At 68.5% G+C, this 21,059-nt stretch carries 21 protein-coding genes; 13 read left to right on the top strand and 8 right to left on the bottom strand.

Annotated features, from left to right (window positions below; all coding sequences use genetic code 11):
- On the top strand, positions 1-2,049 hold the full coding sequence (locus tag JC881_RS08720) for a two-component system sensor histidine kinase NtrB (protein ID WP_198785330.1): 2,049 nt from the start codon (positions 1-3) through the stop codon (positions 2,047-2,049).
- Between the two features lie 127 nt (positions 2,050-2,176).
- The gene (locus JC881_RS08715) at positions 2,177-2,803 is read left to right on the top strand and encodes a response regulator transcription factor (protein WP_198785329.1); all 627 of its coding nucleotides are present in this window, start codon (positions 2,177-2,179) and stop codon (positions 2,801-2,803) included.
- Positions 2,804-2,807: 4 nt separating this feature from the next.
- On the opposite strand, the gene JC881_RS08710 is transcribed toward JC881_RS08715, so the two are convergent.
- The 3 genes from JC881_RS08710 to JC881_RS08700 form a co-directional block, all read right to left on the bottom strand.
- Positions 2,808-3,374: an OmpA family protein gene (locus tag JC881_RS08710; RefSeq protein WP_198785328.1), complete on the bottom strand. Its 567-nt coding sequence runs from the start codon at positions 3,372-3,374 to the stop codon at positions 2,808-2,810.
- A gap of 83 nt (positions 3,375-3,457) precedes the next feature.
- Positions 3,458-4,117 (bottom strand): OmpA family protein, encoded by a 660-nt coding sequence (locus JC881_RS08705; RefSeq protein WP_042577385.1) that lies wholly within the window; start codon positions 4,115-4,117, stop codon positions 3,458-3,460.
- 197 nt (positions 4,118-4,314) lie between these two features.
- Positions 4,315-4,476, bottom strand: a complete 162-nt coding sequence (locus JC881_RS08700) for a hypothetical protein (protein ID WP_198785327.1) — start codon at positions 4,474-4,476, stop codon at positions 4,315-4,317.
- Here JC881_RS08700 and mltA point away from each other — a divergent pair.
- Complete coding sequence (mltA, locus tag JC881_RS08695; protein ID WP_198785326.1) at positions 4,475-5,608, top strand: murein transglycosylase A; 1,134 nt, start codon at positions 4,475-4,477, stop codon at positions 5,606-5,608. The two genes, JC881_RS08700 and mltA, sit on opposite strands and share 2 nt — an antisense overlap.
- A 168-nt stretch (positions 5,609-5,776) precedes the next feature.
- Positions 5,777-7,789, top strand: coding sequence for a PhoX family protein (locus JC881_RS08690; protein ID WP_198785325.1), 2,013 nt, complete (start codon positions 5,777-5,779; stop codon positions 7,787-7,789).
- A gap of 25 nt (positions 7,790-7,814) precedes the next feature.
- Here the strand turns inward: JC881_RS08690 and JC881_RS08685 are convergent, their stop codons facing one another.
- Positions 7,815-8,288: an Lrp/AsnC family transcriptional regulator gene (locus JC881_RS08685; protein ID WP_176661269.1), complete on the bottom strand. Its 474-nt coding sequence runs from the start codon at positions 8,286-8,288 to the stop codon at positions 7,815-7,817.
- A gap of 105 nt (positions 8,289-8,393) precedes the next feature.
- On the opposite strand from JC881_RS08685, the gene mdeB reads away from it, so the two are divergent.
- Together mdeB and JC881_RS08675 are read left to right on the top strand one after the other, a co-directional pair.
- A complete protein-coding gene (gene mdeB, locus JC881_RS08680) occupies positions 8,394-11,063 on the top strand; it encodes an alpha-ketoglutarate dehydrogenase (protein WP_198785324.1) in 2,670 nt (889 codons plus the stop codon).
- 187 nt (positions 11,064-11,250) lie between these two features.
- Positions 11,251-11,802: a DinB family protein gene (locus JC881_RS08675; RefSeq protein WP_233101667.1), complete on the top strand. Its 552-nt coding sequence runs from the start codon at positions 11,251-11,253 to the stop codon at positions 11,800-11,802.
- Here the strand turns inward: JC881_RS08675 and JC881_RS08670 are convergent.
- Both JC881_RS08670 and JC881_RS08665 read right to left on the bottom strand, forming a co-directional pair.
- A complete protein-coding gene (locus tag JC881_RS08670) occupies positions 11,796-12,419 on the bottom strand; it encodes a TetR/AcrR family transcriptional regulator (RefSeq protein WP_198785323.1) in 624 nt (207 codons plus the stop codon). The genes JC881_RS08675 and JC881_RS08670 overlap by 7 nt on opposite strands.
- Positions 12,420-12,528: 109 nt before the next feature.
- Positions 12,529-12,990, bottom strand: coding sequence for a hypothetical protein (locus JC881_RS08665; protein WP_198785322.1), 462 nt, complete (start codon positions 12,988-12,990; stop codon positions 12,529-12,531).
- A 532-nt stretch (positions 12,991-13,522) separates the two neighbouring features.
- Between JC881_RS08665 and ltnD the strand changes: the two genes are divergently transcribed.
- From ltnD to JC881_RS08630, 7 genes are read left to right on the top strand one after another with little or no spacing between them, the layout of a single operon-like run.
- The gene (ltnD, locus tag JC881_RS08660; protein ID WP_198785321.1) at positions 13,523-14,443 is read left to right on the top strand and encodes an L-threonate dehydrogenase; all 921 of its coding nucleotides are present in this window, start codon (positions 13,523-13,525) and stop codon (positions 14,441-14,443) included.
- Between the two features lie 18 nt (positions 14,444-14,461).
- Complete coding sequence (gene denD / locus JC881_RS08655) at positions 14,462-15,490, top strand: D-erythronate dehydrogenase (RefSeq protein ID WP_198785320.1); 1,029 nt, start codon at positions 14,462-14,464, stop codon at positions 15,488-15,490.
- 3 nt (positions 15,491-15,493) lie between these two features.
- Positions 15,494-16,774, top strand: coding sequence for a 3-oxo-tetronate kinase (gene otnK, locus JC881_RS08650; RefSeq protein WP_198785319.1), 1,281 nt, complete (start codon positions 15,494-15,496; stop codon positions 16,772-16,774).
- Entirely contained in the window at positions 16,771-17,436 is a 666-nt protein-coding gene (locus tag JC881_RS08645) for a class II aldolase/adducin family protein (RefSeq protein WP_198785318.1), read from the top strand. The genes otnK and JC881_RS08645 overlap by 4 nt, the downstream gene beginning before the upstream one ends.
- A gap of 21 nt (positions 17,437-17,457) precedes the next feature.
- Positions 17,458-18,276, top strand: a complete 819-nt coding sequence (otnI, locus tag JC881_RS08640; RefSeq protein ID WP_198785317.1) for a 2-oxo-tetronate isomerase — start codon at positions 17,458-17,460, stop codon at positions 18,274-18,276.
- A complete protein-coding gene (locus tag JC881_RS08635; RefSeq protein ID WP_198785316.1) occupies positions 18,273-19,469 on the top strand; it encodes an amidohydrolase family protein in 1,197 nt (398 codons plus the stop codon). The genes otnI and JC881_RS08635 overlap by 4 nt, the downstream gene beginning before the upstream one ends.
- Positions 19,466-19,927: a RidA family protein gene (locus JC881_RS08630; protein ID WP_198785315.1), complete on the top strand. Its 462-nt coding sequence runs from the start codon at positions 19,466-19,468 to the stop codon at positions 19,925-19,927. Before JC881_RS08635 ends, JC881_RS08630 begins: the two co-directional genes overlap by 4 nt.
- A 205-nt stretch (positions 19,928-20,132) precedes the next feature.
- Here JC881_RS08630 and JC881_RS08625 read toward each other — a convergent pair whose 3' ends face one another.
- Entirely contained in the window at positions 20,133-20,783 is a 651-nt protein-coding gene (locus JC881_RS08625) for a TetR family transcriptional regulator C-terminal domain-containing protein (protein WP_198785314.1), read from the bottom strand.
- Positions 20,780-21,059 (bottom strand): 2Fe-2S iron-sulfur cluster-binding protein (locus JC881_RS08620; protein WP_198785313.1); only part of this gene is annotated, 280 nt, incomplete at its 5' end. The genes JC881_RS08620 and JC881_RS08625, both read right to left, overlap by 4 nt.

The raw sequence follows: 21,059 nt of genomic DNA, 5'->3' as shown, positions 1-21,059 counted from the left end.
ATGCCCGATGCGTTGACCGTCGCACCGCCGCGGTGGGCGCGCTCCGCGTTCGTGCGGCTGCGCTCGCTGTGGCAGCGCTGGTTCCTGTGGCTGCTGCTGGCGGTGCTGGTGTCGGTGCTGCTGGTCACGGTGGTGTGGCTCGCGGGACGGCACGAGGTCGAGCAGATGCAGGTCCAGATGGACCGCGACACCGCCGATGCCGTCTCCGACCTGCGCAGCGGCTTCCAGCGCAATGCGCAGAGCCTGCGCGCCACGCAGCTGCCGGGCACCGACCGCGCGCAATGGAACGATGCCGCGGCCGCCCTGCTGCGCGAGCACCGCGAGTGGCTGCGCCTGGAATGGCGCGACGCTGCGTTGCGGCCGCTCGAGGCGGTCAACACGCCCTACCGCATGCGCATCCTGGACGAGACCAGCCGCGGCCCCGAGCAGTCGGACGTGATGCTGGCCTGCGCGGCCGCGCGCAAGCTCGGCGCGGGCGCGTACTCGCCGAGCCACTACGTGCCGATCGCCGGCGGCGGCGGTGTCGAGGTGCTGGAGTTCTGCGTGCCGATCGACGCCGGTGGCTTTCTCGTGGCGAGCTATTCGCTGCGGGACGCCCTCATCGAGCTGGTCGGCCCCACGCTCACGCGCGGCCAGGAGGTCTCGTTCACCGAGGCCGACGGCACGCGGCTGGTGGCGCTGGGCAGCTCGCGCCGCGTGGGCACGCGCGTCTTCACCTCGCAGCAGCTGATCGACCTGCCGGGCACCGCGCTGATGCTGCGCGTGGATGGCTGGCGCGCCGCGCCCGACCTGTTCCCGAACATGCTCACGGCGCTGGTCACCGCCATTTCGATCGCGCTGGTGTCGGTGCTGGTGCTGCTCGCGCGCGACACGCGGCGGCGCCTGCGCGCGGAGCGCGACCTGGCCGATGCGCTCGCCTTCCGCAAGGCCATGGAAGACTCGGTCATCACGGGCCTGCGCGCGCGCGACCTGCAGGGGCGCATCACCTATGTGAACCCGGCCTTCTGCGAGATGGTCGGCTTCACCCCAGAGGAGCTCATGGCCGACATCGCCGATGCGCCCGAAGCCCCCTACTGGCCCACCGAACTCGCGCACGAATACCAGCAGCGCCAGGCGCGGCGCCTGGCCGGCGGCATGCCGCCGCGGGAAGGGTTCGAATCGGTCTTCATGCGCAAGGACGGCACGCGCTTTCCGGTGCTGATCTTCGAGGCGCCGCTGATCAACGCGCACCGCGTGCAGACCGGCTGGATGAGCGCGTTCATCGACGTGAGCGAGCAGCGCCGCATCGAGGAGCTCTCGCGCGCGAGCCAGGAGCGCCTGCAGGCGAGCGCCCGGCTGGCCACGGTCGGCGAGATGGCATCGCTGCTAAGCCACGAACTCACGCAGCCGCTGGCCGCGATCGCCAGCTACGCGAGCGGCTCGCTCAATCTGCTCGGGCCGAACGCCAAGGGCGACCAGGGCGAGGTCGCGATGGCGGTCAGGCGCATCGCCGAGCAGGCCGACCGCGCGGGCCAGGTGATCCGCAGCGTGCACGACTTCGTGCGCCGGCGCGACCGCACGCGCGAGGCCGTCGCGCCGCAAGCGCTGATCGACGCGGTGCTGCCGCTGGTGCGGCTGCAGGCGCGCAAGCTCGGCGTGATCATCGAGGTGGTGCTGGAAGACCGGCTGCCCGCGGCCATGTGCGACCGCACGCTGGTCGAGCAGGTGCTGCTGAACCTCGCGCGCAATGCCATGCAGGCGATGGACAGCCCCGACAACGTCGGCAGCCGCGTGCTGCGGCTGCGCGTGGCGCGCGCCGTGGCGGTGGGGGGCCCGGGCACCGAAGACGCGCGGCGCTGGCTCGAGTTCTCGGTGGCCGACCTGGGCTGCGGCATCGGCCAGGACGTGGCCGAGCGGCTCTTCACGCCCTTCTTCACCACCCGCGCCGACGGCATGGGCCTGGGCCTGAGCCTGTGCCGCACGGTGGTGGAGCAGCATGGCGGCGCCTTGATGCACGAACCCAACCGGCCGCGCGGCACGATCTTCCGCTTCACCCTGCCAAGTACATGACTCACCCCCAGGCTTCGCGCACTTCGTGTCGCTTCTCCTCCCCCCGCGCCGGGGGCGACACCTGTGGCCCGGCGAAGCCGGTTCCGCGGTGTCCCTGGAAGGGGACACGCTTGTTTTGGAAATGGATATGCAACCGCTGATCGATGGACTCATCTATATCGTCGACGACGACGCCAGCGTGCGCGAGGCGCTGGCCTGGCTGCTGCGCTCGCGGCGCCTGGCCAGCGAGCATTTCGGCAGCGCCGAGGCGTTCGAGCAGCTGCTGGCGCAGGGCCCGCTGCCCGATCAGCCGCGCTGCCTGCTGCTGGACGTGCGCATGCCCGGCACCAGCGGGCTCGTGCTGTTCGACCGCCTGGCCGAGCGCGGCCTGCTGGACGCGATGCCGGTGATCTTCCTCACCGGCCATGCGGACGTGCCGACGGCGGTCGATGCCGTCAAGCGCGGTGCCTTCGATTTCTGCGAGAAACCGTTCTCCGACAACGCGCTGGTCGACCGCATCGAGCAGGCGCTCGGTGCGTCGCTGCGGGCGCTGGAGGTGCAGAGCGTGCGCCGCGGTCTTGCCGGGCGCATTGCCGAACTCACGGACCGCGAGCGCGACGTGATGCGGCTCGTGGTCGAGGGACTGCCGAACAAGCTGATCGCCGACCAGCTGGCCATCAGCGTGCGCACGGTGGAAGTCCACCGCGCGCGCGTGTTCGAGAAGATGGAAGTGAAGTCGGCCGTCGAATTGGCGAACCGACTTCGGGATCTCTAGGAGATCAGGCCTTTTCCGCGACGAAGATCTCGACGCGGCGGTTCTGGGCACGGCCAGCGGGCGTGCCGTTGTCGGCCAGCGGTTCGCGCGAGCCGCGGCCGTCGGTCGTGATGGCGGTGGTCGACACGCCGCGGCCCACCAGGTGGTTGCGCACGCTGTCGGCACGGCTCACCGAGAGGCGCTCGTTGCCTTCTTCGCTGCCGGTGTTGTCGGTGTGGCCGACCACGCGCACGCTGGCGGCGGTGGCGGTCTTCAGGCCTTCGGCGACCTTGTCGAGCACCTGCGCGAGGTTGCGCTTGACGTTGGCGCGGCCCGTGTCGAACGAGAGCTCATTCGGAATCACCACGTGCAGCTGGTTGTCGGCGGTCTGCTCGATCACCACGCCCGTGCCCTTGGTGGAGGCTTCCAGGTCGGTCTTCAGGGCTGCCAGGCGCGCGGTCCAGCTGTTGGCGGGCGGTGCCGGCTGTGCGGCCGGCGCGGGTGCCGGCGGCGGTGCGGACTGCGAAGCGCAACCTGCAATGAACATCAACGCAGCCGCTGCTGCTGCACCCGAGACAAGAAGCTTCCTCATGAGATTTCCCTCTAATGGACCATTGAAAAAACGGTGAGGGGAACCGGCCGTTCGACGCGGCCGGTTTCCCCGGTGGATGGGCCTCAGCCGCGCGGGCCGCGCTCACCCACGTAGATTTCGACGCGGCGGTTCTGCGCGCGGCCGGCGTCGGAGTTGTTGTCGGCCACCGGCTCGTGCGAGCCGCGGCCTTCGATGCGGAAGGCCGCCGCGTTCACGCCGCGTGCAACCAGGTAGTCGCGCGTGCTGGTGGCACGGTCGACCGACAGCGGGTTGTTGATGGCGTCCGAGCCGGTGCTGTCGGTGTGGCCGATGATGCGCACCTCGGCGTTCGGGTTGTTGCGCAGGCCGCTCGCGAACTGGTCGAGCACCGGCGCGAAGTTCGGCTTGATGTTGGCGCGGCCCACGTCGAACGACACGTCGCTCGGAATGGCCAGCTTCAGCTCGTTGTTCTGCGTTTGCGTGACGGCCACGCCGGTGCCCTGCGTGGCGGCTTCCATCTGGCGCTTCTGGTTTTCCATGCGCTGCGACCACAGGTAGCCGCCGAGCGCGCCGGCTGCCGCGCCGACCACCGCGCCCGTGCCGATGGCACCGCGGTTGCCGCCGGTGGCCGAGCCGATGGCGGCGCCGCCCAATGCGCCGATGCCGGCACCGATGCCGGTGTTGCGTTGCGTGTCGGTCATGCCGCCGGCGCAGCCGGACAGGACGATGGCGGTGGCGCAGGTGGCGAGTACGAACTTTTTCATGGCGATCCCTTTCGATGTTGAATCAAGCGGGCCAGAGCTTAGCCCCGGGAGAGTACGCGATGGTACGGGCTCAAGGCCCTACGGAAAATAAGAAAACCTTCGCCGTTCCGCATGTTTGCTGCGATGATTGCTACTAAAGTAATAGCGACAAGGTGCTTCTCCGACATGCGCGCGCGGCCTGCGGCTACACAAGCAATTCACGCTTTCGGCGGCGGGTCCCGATCATCGGCGGCGCGGTCGGCTTCGGGCTCGGCGTCGTCGTGCAATTCGCCCTTGCTGCGGCCGGAAAACATGGTCCACCAGATGATCAAGATGAACACGAGTCCCGCGGCGAGGGCTTCAAGCAGAATCAAACCCATGAGAAATGGACTCCAGTGGCTGGTCGGGCTTGCGATCGTAGCAACGCTTGCCGGCTGTTCCGTCGGCCCCCGCGTGCCCGACGCCCCCACCCGCCCCGCCGCCACCCCGCCGCGCGAGCTCGGACCGCTCACCGGATCGCTCGCGCACCCCAAGAGCCGCTGGGTGCCCGTCGGCTGGGCGGAGCTTCCGGGCTTCGGCGAAGACCCGCTGCACGAAGCCTGGATCGCGCTCCTGGCCAACTGCGCGCGCCCCAACGCCGCCTTCGCGCCGCTGTGCCGCGAGGTGCGCCAGCTGGCCATCGCCACGCCCGAAGAGCAGCGCCAGTGGATGACCGACCGGCTGCAGCCCTACCGCGTCGAATCGCTCGCGGGCCAGAGCGAAGGCAAGCTCACCAGCTACTACGAGCCGGTGTACGAAGCCTCGCGCGTGCCGAACGCCACCTTCAGCGTGCCGCTCTACCAGGCGCCCGATGGCCTCGTGCCCAAGCGCCCCTGGTACACGCGCCAGGAAATCGAGACGCTGCCCGAAGCGCAAGCCGCCCTGCGCGGCCGCGAGATCGCGTGGATGGCCGACCCCATCGATGCGCTGATGCTGCACATCCAGGGCTCCGGGCGCCTGCGCATCACCGAGGCCAACGGCTACCAGCACACCGTGCGCGTGGCCTTCTCGGCCACCAACGAGCAGCCCTACCGCAGCGTGCAGCAATGGCTCATGAGCCAGGGCGTGAGCAAGGTGGGCAAGTGGCCCGACGACACCAAGGCCTGGGCCGTGCAGAACCCGCAGCGCGTGTCGCAGCTTTTGTGGAGCAATCCGCGCTACGTGTTCTTCCGCGAGGAAACGATGAGCGAGGTGGACGCCGCCTTCGGCCCGCGCGGCGCGCAGGGCGTGCCGCTCACGGCGGGGCGCTCGATCGCGGTCGATCGCGACAGCATTCCGTACGGCACGCCGGTGTGGCTCGCCTCGAGCGGGCCGGCGGCGCAGCTGCAGAAGCTGGTGGTGGCGCAGGACACCGGCAGCGCGATCCTCGGCGCGGTGCGCGCCGATTACTTCGCAGGCACAGGCCCCGATGCGGGCCGGCTGGCCGCGAGCATGAACCAGCCGCTGCGCCTGTGGGCGCTCTGGCCGAAATAAGCCGCGCCGTTTTCCTTTTTCCGCCGGCGAGCGCTTTCAGGGCGCGGCGTCATCGTTCTGTCATGGGCGATGCACAGATTCGTCACGGGCGCCTCTTAAGGTCCACGGTCTGACGGGAGGCTGACTTTTGGCCTCACCGCAACCACCCCACGATCTGCGGAAAACAAAATGACTGATTCCACCAAGGCCCCCACGGCCTCCCGCCGCCACGCCCTCAAACTGCTGGGCGCGGCCCCGATGCTGCCGCTGGGCGGCGTCGCCTTCCTCACCGCCTGCGGCGGCGGTGGCGGCGGCGGCCAGGCCTTCCCGCCCATCGTGCTGCCGCCTGCGCCCCCGCCGGCACCGCCCGCACCGACGCCCGCCGTCAACTTCGTCTCGGCCGAATTCAGCAGCATGGCCGCACCGTCGCTCACCGACGCCGCCGCCATGGCCACCACCACCGTGGGCTCCACGCTCAAGGTGTCGTTCGACAACGGCAGCTCCACCGAATACAAGCTGGCCTACCAGCCCTTCTTCCTGACCGGCGACATGGTGTCCGACGGCAACGGCGGCAAGGTGCTCGCCGGCGGCTACGTCGACATCAACAACAAGCCGATCGTCGACGCCTCCGTGGTCGGCAAGGAGCGCCAGTTCTTCTCGGACGCACCCGACGGCAGCTCGCTCTTGAGCCTGCCCAACGCCAGCGTGCCCGGCGTCAAGGGCAAGCCGGTGTTCGCCGTGGTCCAGTTCGAATACACGACCAAGAACCAGAAGGGCGACAGCACCTACGGCCAGCTGCCCTCGCCGATCGCCGTGCTCACGCTCGACCAGGACCAGGCCACCGGCAAGCTGAGCCTGGTGAAGTACCACAACGTGGACATGTCCAGCGCCCACGGCCTGTGGATCACCTGCGGCGCGAGCCTCTCGCCCTGGGGCACGCACCTCTCCAGCGAAGAGTACGAGCCCGATGCCTTCACCGCCTCGACCAACGCGCAGTTCAAGGCCTACAGCAAGAACGTGTTCGGCAGCGAGACCGCGGCCCGCGCCTACCACTACGGCCACCTGCCTGAAGTCACCGTGAACCCGGACGGCACCGGCAGCGTCAAGAAGCACTATTGCCTCGGGCGCATCTCGCACGAGCTGATCCAGGTGATGCCCGACAACCGCACGGCGCTCATGGGCGACGACTACACCAACGGCGGCCTCTTCATGTTCGTGGCCGACAAGGAGAAGGACCTCTCGGCCGGCACGCTGTACGTCGCCAAGGTGGGCACCGGCTTCTCGATCGACCCGGCCGCCGCTGGCGCCGAGCTCACCTGGATCAAGCTGGGCCACGCCACCAGCGCCGAGATCGAGACGCTGGCCAACACCATCGCCCCGACCGACATCATGGATGTGAAGTTCGCCGACCCGCTCGATGCGAGCTACACGAAGATCTTCGCCGACGGCGTCGCGCAGTGGGTCAAGCTCGTGCCCGGCATGGAGAAGGCCGCTGCCTTCCTGGAGACGCACCGCTACGCCAACCTCGTGGGCGCCAGCATGGCCTTCACCAAGATGGAAGGCACCACCGTCAACGCCAAGGACAAGGTCGCCTACTCGGCGCTGGCCAACATCCAGGACTCGATGGTCAAGAACGGCAAGGCCTGGCGCGCGGAGATGAACGTCTCGCTCGACAAGCTCCTGAAGGCCGGCGGCGTGCTGGCCCATTCGATGGCCGGCGGCAAGAAGGACATCGGCGGCACCGCGATCAACAGCGACTGGGTGCCCTTCTCGACCAAGGCGCTGATCGTGGGCGAGGACATCGCCGCCGACGCCCTGGGCAACACCGCCAACCCCGACAAGATCGCCAGCCCCGACAACATCAAGTTCTCGGAAAAGATGCGCACTCTCTTCATCGGCGAAGACAGCGGCAACCACGTGAACAACTTCCTGTGGGCCTACAACGTCGACACGAAGAAGCTCAGCCGCATCCTCTCGACCCCGGCCGGCGCCGAGTGCACGGGCCTGCATGCCGTGGACGAGATCAACGGCTGGACGTACATCATGAGCAACTTCCAGCACGCGGGCGAATTCATCGGCACCACGGTGCAGGGCGTGAAGGACGCGGTCGGCCCGCTCATCAAGACCAACTACAAGGACGGCTTCAGCGCCGTCGTCGGCTACCTCACGGCCGACCCGATCCAGCCGAAGCTCAAGAAGTAAGCCGGCCTTCGGGCTGGCCCGGATTTCAGGACGGCGCTGCTGGCAACGGCAGCGCCGTTTTGTATCTGACCTGCTTGAGCGCAAAGCTCGAGCGGATCTTCTCGATGCCCGGAATCGGCGTGAGCTGTTCCATGATGAACCGCTCCAGCGCCGCCATGTCGGCCACGGCGATGCGGATGAGGTAGTCGCTGTCGCCCGTCATCAGGTAGCACTCCATCACCTCGTCGTGCTCGGCGATGCGCTGCTCGAAGTCGGCCAGCGACTGCTTGCTCTGCGTCGTGAGGCTGATCGAGATGAACACGTTGAGCCCGAGGCCCAGCGCCTTCGCGCTCGCGAGCGCCACGTAGCGGTCGATCACGCCGTTCGCTTCGAGCACCTTCACGCGCGCCAGGCATGGCGAGGGCGAGAGATGCACGCGGCGCGCGAGCTCCACGTTCGACAGCGCGCCGTCGCGTTGCAGCTCGTCGAGAATGCGCAGGTCGATGGCATCGAGTTGCATGAAATGCTTCGAAATCAAAAGATGGCGGAATTTTATGCTGCGATGCCCGCGTGGGCTTGCGTGCGCCGGTAGCTAATTTTCCGCATGTCGGCTTAAAGTGCCGTCATGAACGCCCCGATTTCCGCCGACCAGATGCGCGCCCTGTTGCTCGACAGCCCCATGTCGCACGACCCCGATCCCGCAGAGACCGCCGAATGGCGCGACGCCTTCCTCGCGCTCGCGCAGACGCACGGCCCGCAGCGCGCGCGACAGATGCTGGTCGAACTGGCCCGCGTGGCGCGCCAGCAGCGCATCGGCTGGCAGCCCGAGCTGGCCACGCCGTACGTCAACACCATCGCCGCCGAAGACCAGCCGCCGTTCCCCGGCGACCTCGCGGTGGAAGAGCGCCTGGCGTCGCTGATGCGCTGGAACGCGCTCGCGATGGTGGCCAAGGCCAACCAGGCCTATGGCGAACTCGGCGGCCACATCGCCAGCTACGCGAGCGCGGCCGACCTGTTCGAGACGGGCTTCAATCACTTCTTCCATGCGCGCAGCGAGCAGCACCGCGGCGACCTCGTGTTCTTCCAGCCGCACAGCGCGCCAGGGGTCTATGCGCGCGCGTTCCTCGAAGGGCGCCTGAGCGAAGAAGACCTCGCGCACTACCGCCAGGAACTCACCGCGCCGGCCTTCACGCAAGGCCGCGGCGCGCGGGGCCTGAGCAGCTATCCGCATCCGTACCTGATGCCGGACTTCTGGCAGTTCCCCACCGGCTCGATGGGCATTGGCCCCATCAGCTCGATCTACCACGCGCGCTTCATGCGCTACCTCACGCACCGCAACCTCCTGAACTGCGAGGGCCGCAAGGTGTGGGGCGTGTTCGGCGACGGCGAGATGGACGAGCCCGAATCGATGAGCGCGCTCACGCTCGCCGCGCGCGAAAAACTCGACAACCTCGTGTGGGTCGTCAACTGCAACCTGCAGCGCCTGGACGGCCCGGTGCGCGGCAACGGCCGCATCATCGACGAACTCGAAAAGCTCTTCGCGGGGGCAGGCTGGAACGTCGTCAAGCTCGTATGGGGCAGCGACTGGGATGGCCTCTTCGCGCAGGACGTGAGCGGTGCGCTCGCCCGCGTGTTCGCCAACACCGTCGACGGCCAGATGCAGACCTTCGCCGCGAAGGACGGCCGCTTCAACCGCGACAATTTCTTCGGCCAGAACCCCGAACTCGCGCGCCTGGCCGAAGGCATGACCGACGAGCAGATCGATCGCTTGAAGCGCGGCGGCCACGACCTCGTGAAGATCCACGCCGCCTATGCGGCGGCCGCCAAGCACAAGGGCCAGCCCACCGTGATCCTCGCCCACACCAAGAAGGGCTACGGCATGGGCAGCGCCGCGCAGGGCAAGATGACCACGCACTCGCACAAGAAGATGGGCGACGTGGACCTCCTCGAATTCCGCGACCGCTTCAACCTGCCGCTCACCGACGCGCAGGCCACCGCGATGGACTTCTACCGCCCGGCCGAAGACAGTGCCGAGATGCGCTATCTGCGCCAGCACCGCGAAGCGCTCGGCGGCGCCATGCCGCGCCGCGAGACCGCGTGCGACGTGGTGCCCAAGCCCGACATCGCGGGCTACGCGCAGTTCGCCACGGCCGCGGCCGGCAAGGAGATGAGCACCACCATGGCGTTCGTGCGCATGCTGGGCAACCTCATGAAGGACAAGGCCCTGGGCCCGCGCATCGTGCCCATCGTGGCCGACGAGGCGCGCACCTTCGGCATGGCGAATCTCTTCAAGCAGGTGGGCATCTATTCGAGCGTGGGCCAGCGCTATGCGCCCGAAGACATCGGCTCGGTGCTGAGCTACCGCGAAGCCACCGACGGGCAGATCCTCGAAGAGGGCATCAGCGAAGCCGGCGCCATCGCGAGCTGGACGGCCGCGGCCACCAGCTACAGCGTGCATGGCCTGGCGATGCTGCCGTTCTACATCTACTACTCGATGTTCGGTTTCCAGCGCGTGGGCGATGCGATCTGGGCCGCGGCCGATCAGCGCGCGCGCGGCTTCCTGCTGGGCGCCACGTCGGGCCGCACCACGCTCGGCGGCGAAGGCCTGCAGCACCAGGACGGCAGCAGCCACCTCGTGGCCGCGACCATTCCGAACTGCAAGGCCTACGATCCGGCTTATGCGGGCGAGATGGCGGTGATCGTCGATGCGGGCATCCGCGAAATGATGGTCGAGCAGAAGGACGTTTTCTATTACGTCACGCTCATGAACGAGAACTACGCGCAGCCCGATGTGCCCGCGGGCGCGGAAGCCGACATCCTGCGCGGGTGCTATCGCTTCGGCACCTATGCGCCCGCCGCATCGGGTTCCGGCAAGGCCAAGCAGAAGGTCACGCTGATGGGCTCGGGCGCGATCCTCACCGAGGTCGTGAAGGCCGCGCAGCTGCTGGCCGACGAAGGCATCGAGGCCGAGGTGTTCAGCGTCACCAGCTGGAGCGAGCTCGCGCGCGATGGTCTTGCATGCGAGCAGCGCGCCATCGCGGGCGAAGAAGCCGGCGAGGCATTCATCGCGCAGCAGCTGGGCAAGGGCAAGGCGCCGATCGTCGCCGCCACCGACTACGTGCGCGCCGTGCCCGAGAGCGTGCGCGCCTTCCTCCCCGAAGGCCGCCGTTACCTCACGCTCGGCACCGACGGGTTCGGGCGCAGCGACACGCGCGCCGCGCTGCGCGCGTTCTTCAGCGTGGACGCGGCGAGCATCGCGCGGGCCGCGCGCTACGCACTCGGCACCGCCTCTTGAGCTCCTCCGGCGCGCCGCTGGCGCGTCGGTTGCGGCCTTCTTCTCCGGGCGAAATGCGAGTTGTGAAAAGACGATCGCCGCGTTCTCTCAGTCGAGAGACTGCGCGTGGGCGCGGCCCGAATGCGAGTATCTAAAGCGAGTCTCCGCTCATATTATTTTCCTGACGACACAACGAACAGGAGTCACCATGAGCGTCGAGAAAATCGCATCCACACAGCGCATGCACGCAACCGCCGGCGCTGCGCACCCTTACGCGCAGCTGGTCGCCATGAAGCGCTGGGCCGATCGCGGCCTCTACGAAGCCGCGGACCGCAATCTCGGGAAACTGAGTCCGCAGGACGCTGTCCTCATGCGGCGCGTTCTCGACCACATGCATGCGGTCGACCGGATCTTCCAGCACCACCTGCAAGGGTTGCCCCACACGTTCCGGGCGGCACGCTCCGAAGAACTGCCCGAGATCGGCGCGCTCGCGAGCGGCACCCGCGAAATCGACGACTGGTACGTCGCCTACGTGGACGGCCTCGCGGCCGGCGATGCCGACGAGCCGGTCGACTTCGTCTTCACCAGCGGAAAGCCCGCGCGCATGACGCGCGGCGAAATCATCCTGCATGTGTGCCTGCACGGCAGCTACCACCGGGGCAATGCCGGGGCCCTTCTGCAACTGAGGGACATCACGCCGAGCCGCGATGGCATCACGGACTTTCTCGAAGCCGAGCCCTCCCGGGCGAACGCCTATTGAAGGTAGCCGACCACGAAGCGCGTGGTCTCGTCGGTGAGCTTCTTCAATGCCTTGTCCGACAGCATCTCCGCGCGGTGCAGCACCGCGGTGTGCGCCAGCGCTTCGATGGCCGTCACGCACATGAAGGCGGCCAGCTCGAGGTCGGTCACGCGAAGCTCATCGCGATGGGCTTCGAGATAGCCGACGAAGAAGGAGTGGCTCTCGCGAACGAGGCCCACCGCGTTCTCGAAGCGGCCCGTGTGCGGAATCTGCTCGGCGAGGGCGCGGTGCAGCTTGGGATCGATGCGGTGCGCCTCGATGGCCACCGCAACGAGCCTGCGCACCGCCTTGGCCACCGGCTGCGTGGCGACCTCCGCCATGGCACCGCGCACGAGCTGCGCGATCTCCTCGTTGTGGCGTTCGATGACGGCCGCCACGAGCGCCTCCTTGCTCGGGAAGTACTGGTAGAGCGAGCCGACGCTGACGCCCGCCGCCTCGGCGATCCGGTTGGTGCTGGCCTTGTCGAAACCTTCCTTCACCAGGATGCGGGCCGTTGCTTCGACCAGCGCATCGACGGTCACTCTGGAGCGCTCCTGCGTGGCGTGCTTTCGGGGTCGGGTGATGGCCTTGCGTGGCATGTCGGCGTTCCTGAAGACGAATGAAAAAATGCGGGCCGTCGCTCATGCTAGCGGCTGCGGCCCGCACGGGTCCATCGATCCGTGCGGGCCTCGCGCGTGGGCGGCGGGATCAACCGCCGAACAGGAGCGGCAAGCCCGGCTTCATCGTCATCAAGGCCGCGACGACGCCGAAGAGGGCGATCACGCTCACGCGCGCAGCGAGGGCAAACTTTTCGCTCGCGAACGCTCCGATCTGCGCAACCGAAGCCTCGCCGCCGAGCGCCGATTCGACCCGCAACTCCCAGGGGGCGACGAATCCGTGCCGCACCGCCATGGCAACGGCGATGACGGCGAATGCCGCGAGCAGCCACGGTGTCCACAGCGGCCAGCCACCGAGGAACACCAGGACGATGCCGGCGAGCACCCCCAGGTTGAGCAGCAAGTGCGCGGAGCGGCCGGCGCGCAGCGCCATCCTCGCGGGCCGCCATCGGCCTTTCCGGGCCATGGCAAAAAGCAGCTCGCCGGCCATGAACGAAAGAATCGCCGCGAGCGTCGCGCCGGTGTGGATCATCAGGGCAGTCGTGTACAGCATCGGCGTGTTCAGGCAGTGCCCGCCTCGCGGGAATGAGGGCGGTCCTTGAATTGGGTTTCCATGCGTTCGATCTCCAGTCACATCGTTGAATGATTCGGGTGTCGAAAGAATACGAGCGCAGGCTCGCATTGGTCTACTCGCATTCCTGAAACCTGCTGCACGCCACGCGGACCGGCCTTCACGGGGCGTGAGATGCGGCGCGGGCTCGCATTTACGGCGCGCAATTCGGTGCTGCGCGAAGGCCGGCCCGTGAGCCAGCAGGGGGAGCGAAGTGTTCCCTGCGGGTTTGCCCCGGCTGAACGAATGGGGTCTCAACTTGTATGATGACCCGACAAATCGAGAGAACCGAACGGGATGCCGGCACGCGACCTCGCTTCCCTGCATTTGCCTCCTTTCTGCGCCCTGCGCACCGGAGTCGCTCCGCGAATTTCCTCCCCGGAGCAGCGCCTGCAAAGCCGGTCCTCGCGGAAATTCCTGAACTTCAAATTGCGTGTTGTCCAACCTTTCAAAAAACCCGATGGAGCCCGAGCCAATGAACCAAGACAACACCCCCGTCGTCGGCCTCGTGGGCCTGGGCGCCATGGGCAGCGGCATGGCGCAATCGCTGCGCCGCGCGGGCCATGCGCCGCATGTGTTCGACGTGCGCCCGGGCGTGGCCGAGGCCTTCGCGCGCGACGGCGGCACGGCATGCAACACGCTGGCCGCGCTCGGCGCGCAATGCGACATCGTGGTCAGCGTCGTCGTCAACGCGGCGCAGACCGAGTCGGTGCTCTTCGGCGACGGCACCACGCCCGGCTGCGCGGCGTCGATGAAGCCCGGCAGCCTCTTCGTGATGTGCTCCACCGTCGATCCGAACTGGTCGGTCGCGCTCGAGGCGCGGCTGGCGGCAGAGGGCATCCTGTACCTGGACGCGCCGATCTCCGGCGGCGCCGCCAAGGCCGCGAGCGGCCAGATGACGATGATGACCGCTGGCACCCCCGCCGCTTATGCGAAGGCCGGCGGCATGCTCGATGCGATGGCCGCCAAGGTCTACCGCCTGGGCGATTCGGCCGGTGCGGGCAGCAAGGTGAAGGTCATCAACCAGCTGCTGGCCGGCGTGCACATCGCCGCGGCCGCCGAGGCGATGGCGCTGGGCCTGCGCGAAGGGGTGGACCCGGACGCGCTCTACGAAGTCATCACGCACAGCGCGGGCAACAGCTGGATGTTCGAGAACCGCATGGCGCACGTGCTCGCGGGCGACTACACGCCGCTGTCGGCCGTCGACATCTTCGTGAAGGACCTGGGGCTCGTGCTCGACGTGGCGCGTGCGAGCAAGTTTCCGCTGCCGCTCTCGTCCACCGCGCACCAGATGTTCATGCAGGCATCGACCGCGGGCTTCGCGCGCGAGGACGACAGCGCGGTCATCAAGATCTTCCCGGGCATCGAACTGCCCACCCCGAACAAGAAAGCCTGAAGAAGGAATCACCCGACCATGCACATCCTCATCACCGGCGGCTGCGGCTTCCTCGGCGCACGGCTCGCGCGCACGCTGCTCGCGGGCGGCCCGCTCGCGCTGGCCGGCGGCGCTGCCAAAGAAATCGCGCGCATCACGCTGGCCGACCGCGTGCCGCCGCCTGCCGATCTCGCGTCCGACGCGCGCGTCCAGTTCGTGCAGGGCGACCTGTACGAGCAGGCCGGCAACGGCGCGCTGCCGCTGGCCGACACCGACGCCGTCTTCCACCTCGCCGCCGCCGTGAGCGGCGAATGCGAGGCCGACTTCGACCTGGGCATGCGCAGCAACCTCGACACCACCCGCGCGCTGCTCGACGCCTGCCGCCGCGCGGGCCATGCGCCGGTGTTCGTGTTCTCCAGTTCGGTGGCGGTGTTCGGCGATTCGCCCGAGCAGCGCCTGCCCGCGGTGATCGAGGACACGACGCTGCCGACGCCGCAGAACAGCTACGGCATCCAGAAGTTCATCGGCGAGCAGCTGGTGGCCGACTTCACGCGCAAGGGCTTCGTGCAGGGCCGCAACGTGCGGCTCATGACGGTGTCCGTGCGCCCCGGCCGCCCCAACGGCGCGGCCTCCAGCTTCCTGAGCGGCATGCTGCGCGAACCACTGGCCGGCGAGCGCGCACGCTGCCCGGTCGCGCCTGAAACGCCGGTCGCGCTGGCCTCGCCCGGCAACACCGTCGCGGGCCTCGTGCGCGCCGCCACCGCGAGCGCGGCCGAATGGGGCGCGCGCACCGCCATCAACCTGCCCGCGCTGACCACCACGGTGCGCGAGATGGCCGATGCGCTCGAGCGCCTCGCGGGCAAGGACGCCACGGGTTTGATCGACTGGACGCCCGACGCGCAGGTCGCCAGGATCGTCACCAGCTGGCCGAGCCGCATCCACGCCGCGCGCGCCGGGGCGCTGGGCCTCGCGGCGGATGCGAGCTTCGACGCCATCCTGCGCGATTACGTGCGCGAGAACCCGCAGGCGGTGAAACTGCCTGTCCTCTCCATTGCCACCAAGGACTGACCCATGGGCAAGCTAGTGCTCGGCTGCATCGCCGACGATTTCACCGGCGCGACCGACCTCGCCAACAACCTCGTGCGCGCAGGCATGCGCGTGGTGCAGGCCATCGGCGTGCCCACCACGCCGCTCGATGCGGATGTCGATGCCGTGGTGGTCGCGCTCAAGTCGCGCACCATCGCGCCGGCCGAGGCCATCGCGCAATCGCTCGACGCGCTGCGCTGGCTGCAGGCGCAGGGCGCGCGGCAGATCTACTTCAAGTACTGCTCCACTTTCGACAGCACGCCGCAAGGCAACATCGGCCCCGTCACCGAGGCGCTGATGGACGCGCTGCAATGCGACTTCACCATCGCCACGCCCGCCTTCCCCGACAACAAGCGCACCGTCTTCAAGGGCTACCTGTTCGCGGGCGACGTGCTGCTCAACGAGAGCGGCATGCAGAACCATCCGCTCACGCCGATGACCGATGCGAACCTCGTGCGCGTGCTGCAGGCGCAGTGCACGCGCAAGGTGGGGCTCATCGATCACACGGTGGTGGCGCGCGGCGACGCGGCCATCACCGAGCGCATCGCGCAACTGAAAGGCGAGGGCGTGTCGATTGCCATCGTCGATGCGGTGTCGAACGACGATCTGCTGCGCCTCGGCCCGGCGCTCGCGACGATGCCGCTGGTCACCGCCGGCTCGGGCGTGGCCATCGGGCTGCCCGCCAACTTCGGGCTCGCGCCTTCTTCGCAGGCCAGCGCGTTGCCGGCGGCGAGCGGGCTGCGCGCCATCGTGTCGGGCAGCTGTTCTCTCGCCACCAACCGGCAGGTGCTCGACTTCATCCAGCGCGGCGGCGCGGCATTGGCGATCGATCCGCTGCGCATCGCGGCGGGCGTCGATGTCGCGGCCGAAGCGCTGGCATGGGCCGCGCCGCTGGTCGGCAAGCAACCGGTGCTGGTCTATTCCACCGCCGAGGCCGGCGCCGTGAAGTCGGTGCAGGGCCAACTCGGTGTGGAAGAGGCCGGCGCGATGGTCGAGCGCACCATCGCCGCCATCGCGCGCGGCCTGGTCGACCAGGGCGTGCGCCAGCTGGTCGTCGCGGGTGGCGAAACCTCGGGCGCGTGCGTGCAGGCGCTGGGCATCGCGCAGATGCAGATCGGCCCGCAGATCGACCCCGGCGTGCCGTGGTGCCACGCGCGCGCCGAGGCCGCCAAGGCCGCTGGTGGCGCGGGCGTGCACATCGCGCTCAAGTCCGGCAACTTCGGCGGCGACGATTTCTTCACCAAGGCCTTTACAGTGCTGGCATGACCGAGAACCAAGCACGCGAAGAAATCTGCCGCGTCGGCCGCAGCCTGTTCGAGCGCGGCTACGTGCATGCGACGGCGGGCAACATCAGCGTGCGGCTGGACGATGGTTTCCTCATCACGCCGACCGATGCGTGCCTCGGGTTTCTCGATCCGGCGCGGCTCGCGCGGCTCGATGCCGATGGCAAGCAGACCGGCGGCGACCGCGCCAGCAAGACCATCGCGCTGCACACGCGCATCTACGCGGCCGCGCGCAGGTTCGACGCGCAGACGGCCTGCGTGATCCATACGCACAGCACCCATTGCGTCGCGCTCACGCTGAACGCATCGGGCGACGAACTGCTGCCCGCGCTCACGCCGTACTTCGTGATGAAGGTCGGCCACGTGCCGCTCATTCCGTACCACCGCCCCGGTGCGCCCGAGGCAGCAGAACTGGTGGCGCAAGCCATCGAACACTTCGGTGCGGCGGGCACGCCCCTCCGCGCCGTGATGCTGGAGCGCCTCGGCCCCAACGTGTGGCACGAGACGCCGGCCGCCGCCATGGCCGTGCTCGAGGAACTCGAGGAAACCGCCAGGCTCCAGATGCTCACGAGCGCCGCGAGGCCCGCGCCGCTGGATGCCCAACAGATCGATGAACTGCGCACCACCTTCGGTGCGCGCTGGTGACAGAAGCAAGAGAAACAAGCCATGCCCCAATTCGCCGCCAACCTCTCGATGCTCTATCCCGAGCTCGATTTCCTCGACCGTTTCGATGCCGCCGCCAAAGACGGCTTCAAGGCCGTCGAGTACCTCTTCCCCTACGCCTTCGCGAAGGAAGACATCGTCGCGCGCCTGAAGCACAACGGCCTGCAGCAGGTGCTCTTCAACGGCCCGCCCGGCGACTGGGAGGGCGGCGAACGCGGCCTGGCGTGCCTGCCCGGGCGCGACGCCGAGTTCCGCGACGGCATCGCGAAAGCCATCGACTACGCCGTGGCGCTCGACTGCCCGCGCATCCACGTCATGGCCGGCCTCGTGCCCGCGGACCTGCAGCGCGATGCGGTGCAGCCCGTGTACCTCGACAACCTGCGCTGGGCCGCCGAGGAAGCCGCGAAGGCGGGCTGCGACGTGCTGATCGAGCCGATCAACACGCGCGATATTCCCGGCTTCTTTCTCAACCGCCAGGACCACGCGCACGAGATCGTCGAGACTGTCGGCGCGCCCAACCTCAAGGTGCAGATGGACCTGTACCACTGCCAGATCGTCGAGGGCGACGTGGCGATGAAGATCCGCAAGTACCTGCCCGCCGGCCGCGTCGGCCACCTGCAGATCGCCGGCGTGCCCGAGCGCCACGAGCCCGACATCGGCGAGCAGAACTACGGCTATCTCTTCGACGTGATCGACGAGGTGTCGAAGCAAAGTGGCTGGCAGGGCTGGGTCGGTTGCGAGTACCGGCCCAAGCGCGGCGCCGAACCCGGCGGCACGTCCGCGGGCCTGGCTTGGCTGCGCGCATTGCAGCAGCGCGCATGAAGCTCCAGGCGCTGCGCATTCCGGCGCCGCTGCGCGGCTTCGCGGCGGGCGATGCGCAGGTCTTCGACGTCACGCTCGATGGCGACAGGGTCGCGGCCATCGCGCCCAGCGCCTCGCAGACGCAGGCGCGCGGCACGCTGTTGAGCGCGCTGGTCGAGGCCCACGCGCACATCGACAAGAACTACACGGTGCAGGAGGTGGGCGCGGCGCAGGGCAACCTGTTCGCGGCCATCGAGCGCATGGAGAAACACCGCGCCGGCTGGACCGGCGAAACGCTGCGCCTGCGCATGGAACGCGCGCTGCACGACGCCTGGCAATCGGGCACGCGCGCGCTGCGCACGCACATCGACTGGGTGCAGCCCGAGCCGCCGGCCGCGCTGGCCGTGTTCGAGGCGCTGCGGGAGGAATGGCGCGGCCGCGTCGAGCTGCAGTTCGTCTCGCTCACCCCGCTCGACGTGTTCGCGGACCTCGCGGCCGGCGAGCGTATCGCCAGCGAAGTGAAGCGCGCGGGTGGCGTGCTCGGCGCGTTCGTCTACCGCAACGAAGGCATCGTCCACAAGCTGGGCCGCGTGTTCGACCTCGCGCAGCAGCACGGCCTCGCACTCGACTTCCATGTGGACGAAGGGCTCGATGCCGACGCCACGGGCCTTCGCAGCATCGCCCAACTGGTGCGCGCGCGAGACTTCAAGCGGGGCGTCGTCTGCGGCCACTGCTGCTCGCTCTCGGTGCAGGACGACGCGGTCGCCAACGAAACGCTCGCGCTCTGCGCCGGGGCAGGCCTGCACATCGTCGCGCTGCCGACCACCAACCTCTACCTGCAAGGCGCCTGGGACCGCACGCCCGTGCCGCGCGGCATCACGCGCATCCACGAGGCGGCGGCACGGGGCTTGCGTGCGAGCCTGGCCACGGACAACGTGCAGGATGCCTTCTATCCCTACGGCAGCTACGATCTTCTGGAGACCTTCGGCCTGGGCGTGCAGATGGCGCACCTCGCGCCCGCGGGCGACTGGCTCGATGCGATCACCGTCAGCCCCGCGAAGGCGCTCGGCCTCGCGTGGGACGGCCGCATCGCGCCGGGCTGCCCCGCGGACCTGGTGCTGCTGGCGGCGACCGACGAGCATGAGCTGGTCGGTGCGCGTGGGCGCGAACGCACGGTCATCCGTGCCGGTCGAATTCTGGAGAAAACTAAATGAGCATGGGCAAGCCAATGGCCAACTACGCCGCCGCGAAACGCGTCGGCGATTTCGTCTTCATGAGCGGCGTGGTCGCGGTCGATCCGGCCAAGCGCCGCGCGGTCGCGGGCTACGACGACATCCCCGAAGAAGCCCGCACTGCATTGCAGGGCGTGGGCTACGCCACCGGCCAGATGTCGGTCGATGTGTTCGAAGCCGCCATCGTCGCGCAGAGCTGGTTCGTGCTGGAGCGCATCCGCCAGATCGCTGGAGAGCATGGCGGCACGATGGACGATGTGGTCAAGCTGGTGCAGTACTTCCGCCATCTGCCGCACTACGCGTTCTACAACCGCGTGCGCGGGCTCTTCTATCCGGGCGAGCCGCCGGTGAGCACGGTGGTCGAGGTGTCGCGCTTCCTGCCGGGGGACGAGGTGCTGGTGGAAGTCGAAGCGACGATGTATCTGCCGCAGAAGCGGTGAGCGGGCCATCTGCGAAGAACCGTTCGGGCTGAGCCTGTCGAAGCCTTGCGCGGCGCTTCGACAGGCTCAGCGTGAACGGATGATGGACACGATTCCCTCCCGTTCGGGCTGAGCTTGTCGAAGCCTTGCGCAGCGCTTCGACAAGCTCAGCGTGAACGGATGGGGCTCGGTGTGAATGGATGGGGAGAGGACAGGCCCCGGCCGGCTACTTGACCCCCGCCCCCTTCAGCAGGAACTCCGTCACCTGCGCGATCAGGTAGCGCCGGTCCTTGTCGTCGCCGTCCTGCGCGACGTTGCGGAAGTACGCGGCCTGCGTCGCGTGGTCCGCGTAGAACTGCGTCACCGCCCAGATGTGGAACAGCACCAGCATCGGATCGGCCTCGTCCATCAGCCCCTGGTTCATCCAGTTCTGGATCACCGCAGCCGCCTGGTCGGTGCGCGCCTTGCTCGTGTCCATCATCGTGTTGAGCACCGGCGCGCCGCGCATCATCTCGGCGGTGAAGATGCGCGAGCGCAGCGGGTGCTGGAACGAGAAGACCATCTTGCGGTGGATCAGATCGCTCAGTACCTTGCGCGGCCCGAAGGCCTCGTCGCTGAAACCGAACACCACGATCCAGTCGTTGAGGATGTCCTGCAGCACCAGCCGGTAGAGCGCCTCCTTGCTGTCGATGTAGTAGTGCAGCTGCGCCTTGGAGAGCCCGGCCTTGTCGGCGATGGCCTGTGTCGTGGCGCCGGCCAGGCCCTCGCTCGCGAACACCTCGATGGCGGCCTGGTAGATGACGCCCAGCACCTGCGTGTACTTGCGGGAGCGCCCGCGCGTGGCCGGTGCTTCGCTGTCGGCTTCCTCGACGCTCACAGCTGCAGCACCAGTTCCAGGCCCTTGGCGCGCGAGCAGCACAGTGCCACCTTGCTGCGCCGCTCGGTGCCCGTGAGGCAGAAGTCGCGGTGCTCCGCGGCTTCGCCGTCGCCCTCGACCACGCAGGTGCCGCACAGGCCCTGCTGGCACGAGACGGGAATGTCGATGCCCACTTCGTGCAGCGCATCGACGGCGGTCTGGTCGGCAGCGACCGGCACCGTGATGCCGCGCCGCGCGAGCTTCAGCGTGAAGGGCAGGCCGGTGGTGGTGTTGGCA

The sequence above is a fragment of the Variovorax sp. IB41 genome (genome assembly GCF_016405905.1).
In the GTDB taxonomy this organism is placed as follows: Bacteria; Pseudomonadota; Gammaproteobacteria; order Burkholderiales; family Burkholderiaceae_C; genus Variovorax.
Note: the sequence above shows the minus strand (reverse complement) of the source record. Positions and strands in the feature narration are given on the sequence as shown.

Coding starts and splice junctions, on each gene's coding strand:
- mdeB (WP_198785324.1), top strand. CDS start 8,394: ATGAACGCCCCGATTTCCGCCGACCAGATGCGCGCCCTGTTGCTCGAC.
- JC881_RS08630 (WP_198785315.1), top strand. CDS start 19,466: ATGAGCATGGGCAAGCCAATGGCCAACTACGCCGCCGCGAAACGCGTC.
- JC881_RS08715 (WP_198785329.1), top strand. CDS start 2,177: ATGCAACCGCTGATCGATGGACTCATCTATATCGTCGACGACGACGCC.
- JC881_RS08710 (WP_198785328.1), bottom strand. CDS start 3,374: ATGAGGAAGCTTCTTGTCTCGGGTGCAGCAGCAGCGGCTGCGTTGATG.
- otnI (WP_198785317.1), top strand. CDS start 17,458: ATGCCCCAATTCGCCGCCAACCTCTCGATGCTCTATCCCGAGCTCGAT.
- JC881_RS08645 (WP_198785318.1), top strand. CDS start 16,771: ATGACCGAGAACCAAGCACGCGAAGAAATCTGCCGCGTCGGCCGCAGC.
- JC881_RS08700 (WP_198785327.1), bottom strand. CDS start 4,476: ATGGGTTTGATTCTGCTTGAAGCCCTCGCCGCGGGACTCGTGTTCATC.
- mltA (WP_198785326.1), top strand. CDS start 4,475: ATGAGAAATGGACTCCAGTGGCTGGTCGGGCTTGCGATCGTAGCAACG.
- ltnD (WP_198785321.1), top strand. CDS start 13,523: ATGAACCAAGACAACACCCCCGTCGTCGGCCTCGTGGGCCTGGGCGCC.
- JC881_RS08665 (WP_198785322.1), bottom strand. CDS start 12,990: ATGCTGTACACGACTGCCCTGATGATCCACACCGGCGCGACGCTCGCG.
- JC881_RS08720 (WP_198785330.1), top strand. CDS start 1: ATGCCCGATGCGTTGACCGTCGCACCGCCGCGGTGGGCGCGCTCCGCG.
- JC881_RS08635 (WP_198785316.1), top strand. CDS start 18,273: ATGAAGCTCCAGGCGCTGCGCATTCCGGCGCCGCTGCGCGGCTTCGCG.
- JC881_RS08675 (WP_233101667.1), top strand. CDS start 11,251: ATGAGCGTCGAGAAAATCGCATCCACACAGCGCATGCACGCAACCGCC.
- JC881_RS08670 (WP_198785323.1), bottom strand. CDS start 12,419: ATGCCACGCAAGGCCATCACCCGACCCCGAAAGCACGCCACGCAGGAG.
- denD (WP_198785320.1), top strand. CDS start 14,462: ATGCACATCCTCATCACCGGCGGCTGCGGCTTCCTCGGCGCACGGCTC.
- otnK (WP_198785319.1), top strand. CDS start 15,494: ATGGGCAAGCTAGTGCTCGGCTGCATCGCCGACGATTTCACCGGCGCG.
- JC881_RS08690 (WP_198785325.1), top strand. CDS start 5,777: ATGACTGATTCCACCAAGGCCCCCACGGCCTCCCGCCGCCACGCCCTC.
- JC881_RS08705 (WP_042577385.1), bottom strand. CDS start 4,117: ATGAAAAAGTTCGTACTCGCCACCTGCGCCACCGCCATCGTCCTGTCC.
- JC881_RS08685 (WP_176661269.1), bottom strand. CDS start 8,288: ATGCAACTCGATGCCATCGACCTGCGCATTCTCGACGAGCTGCAACGC.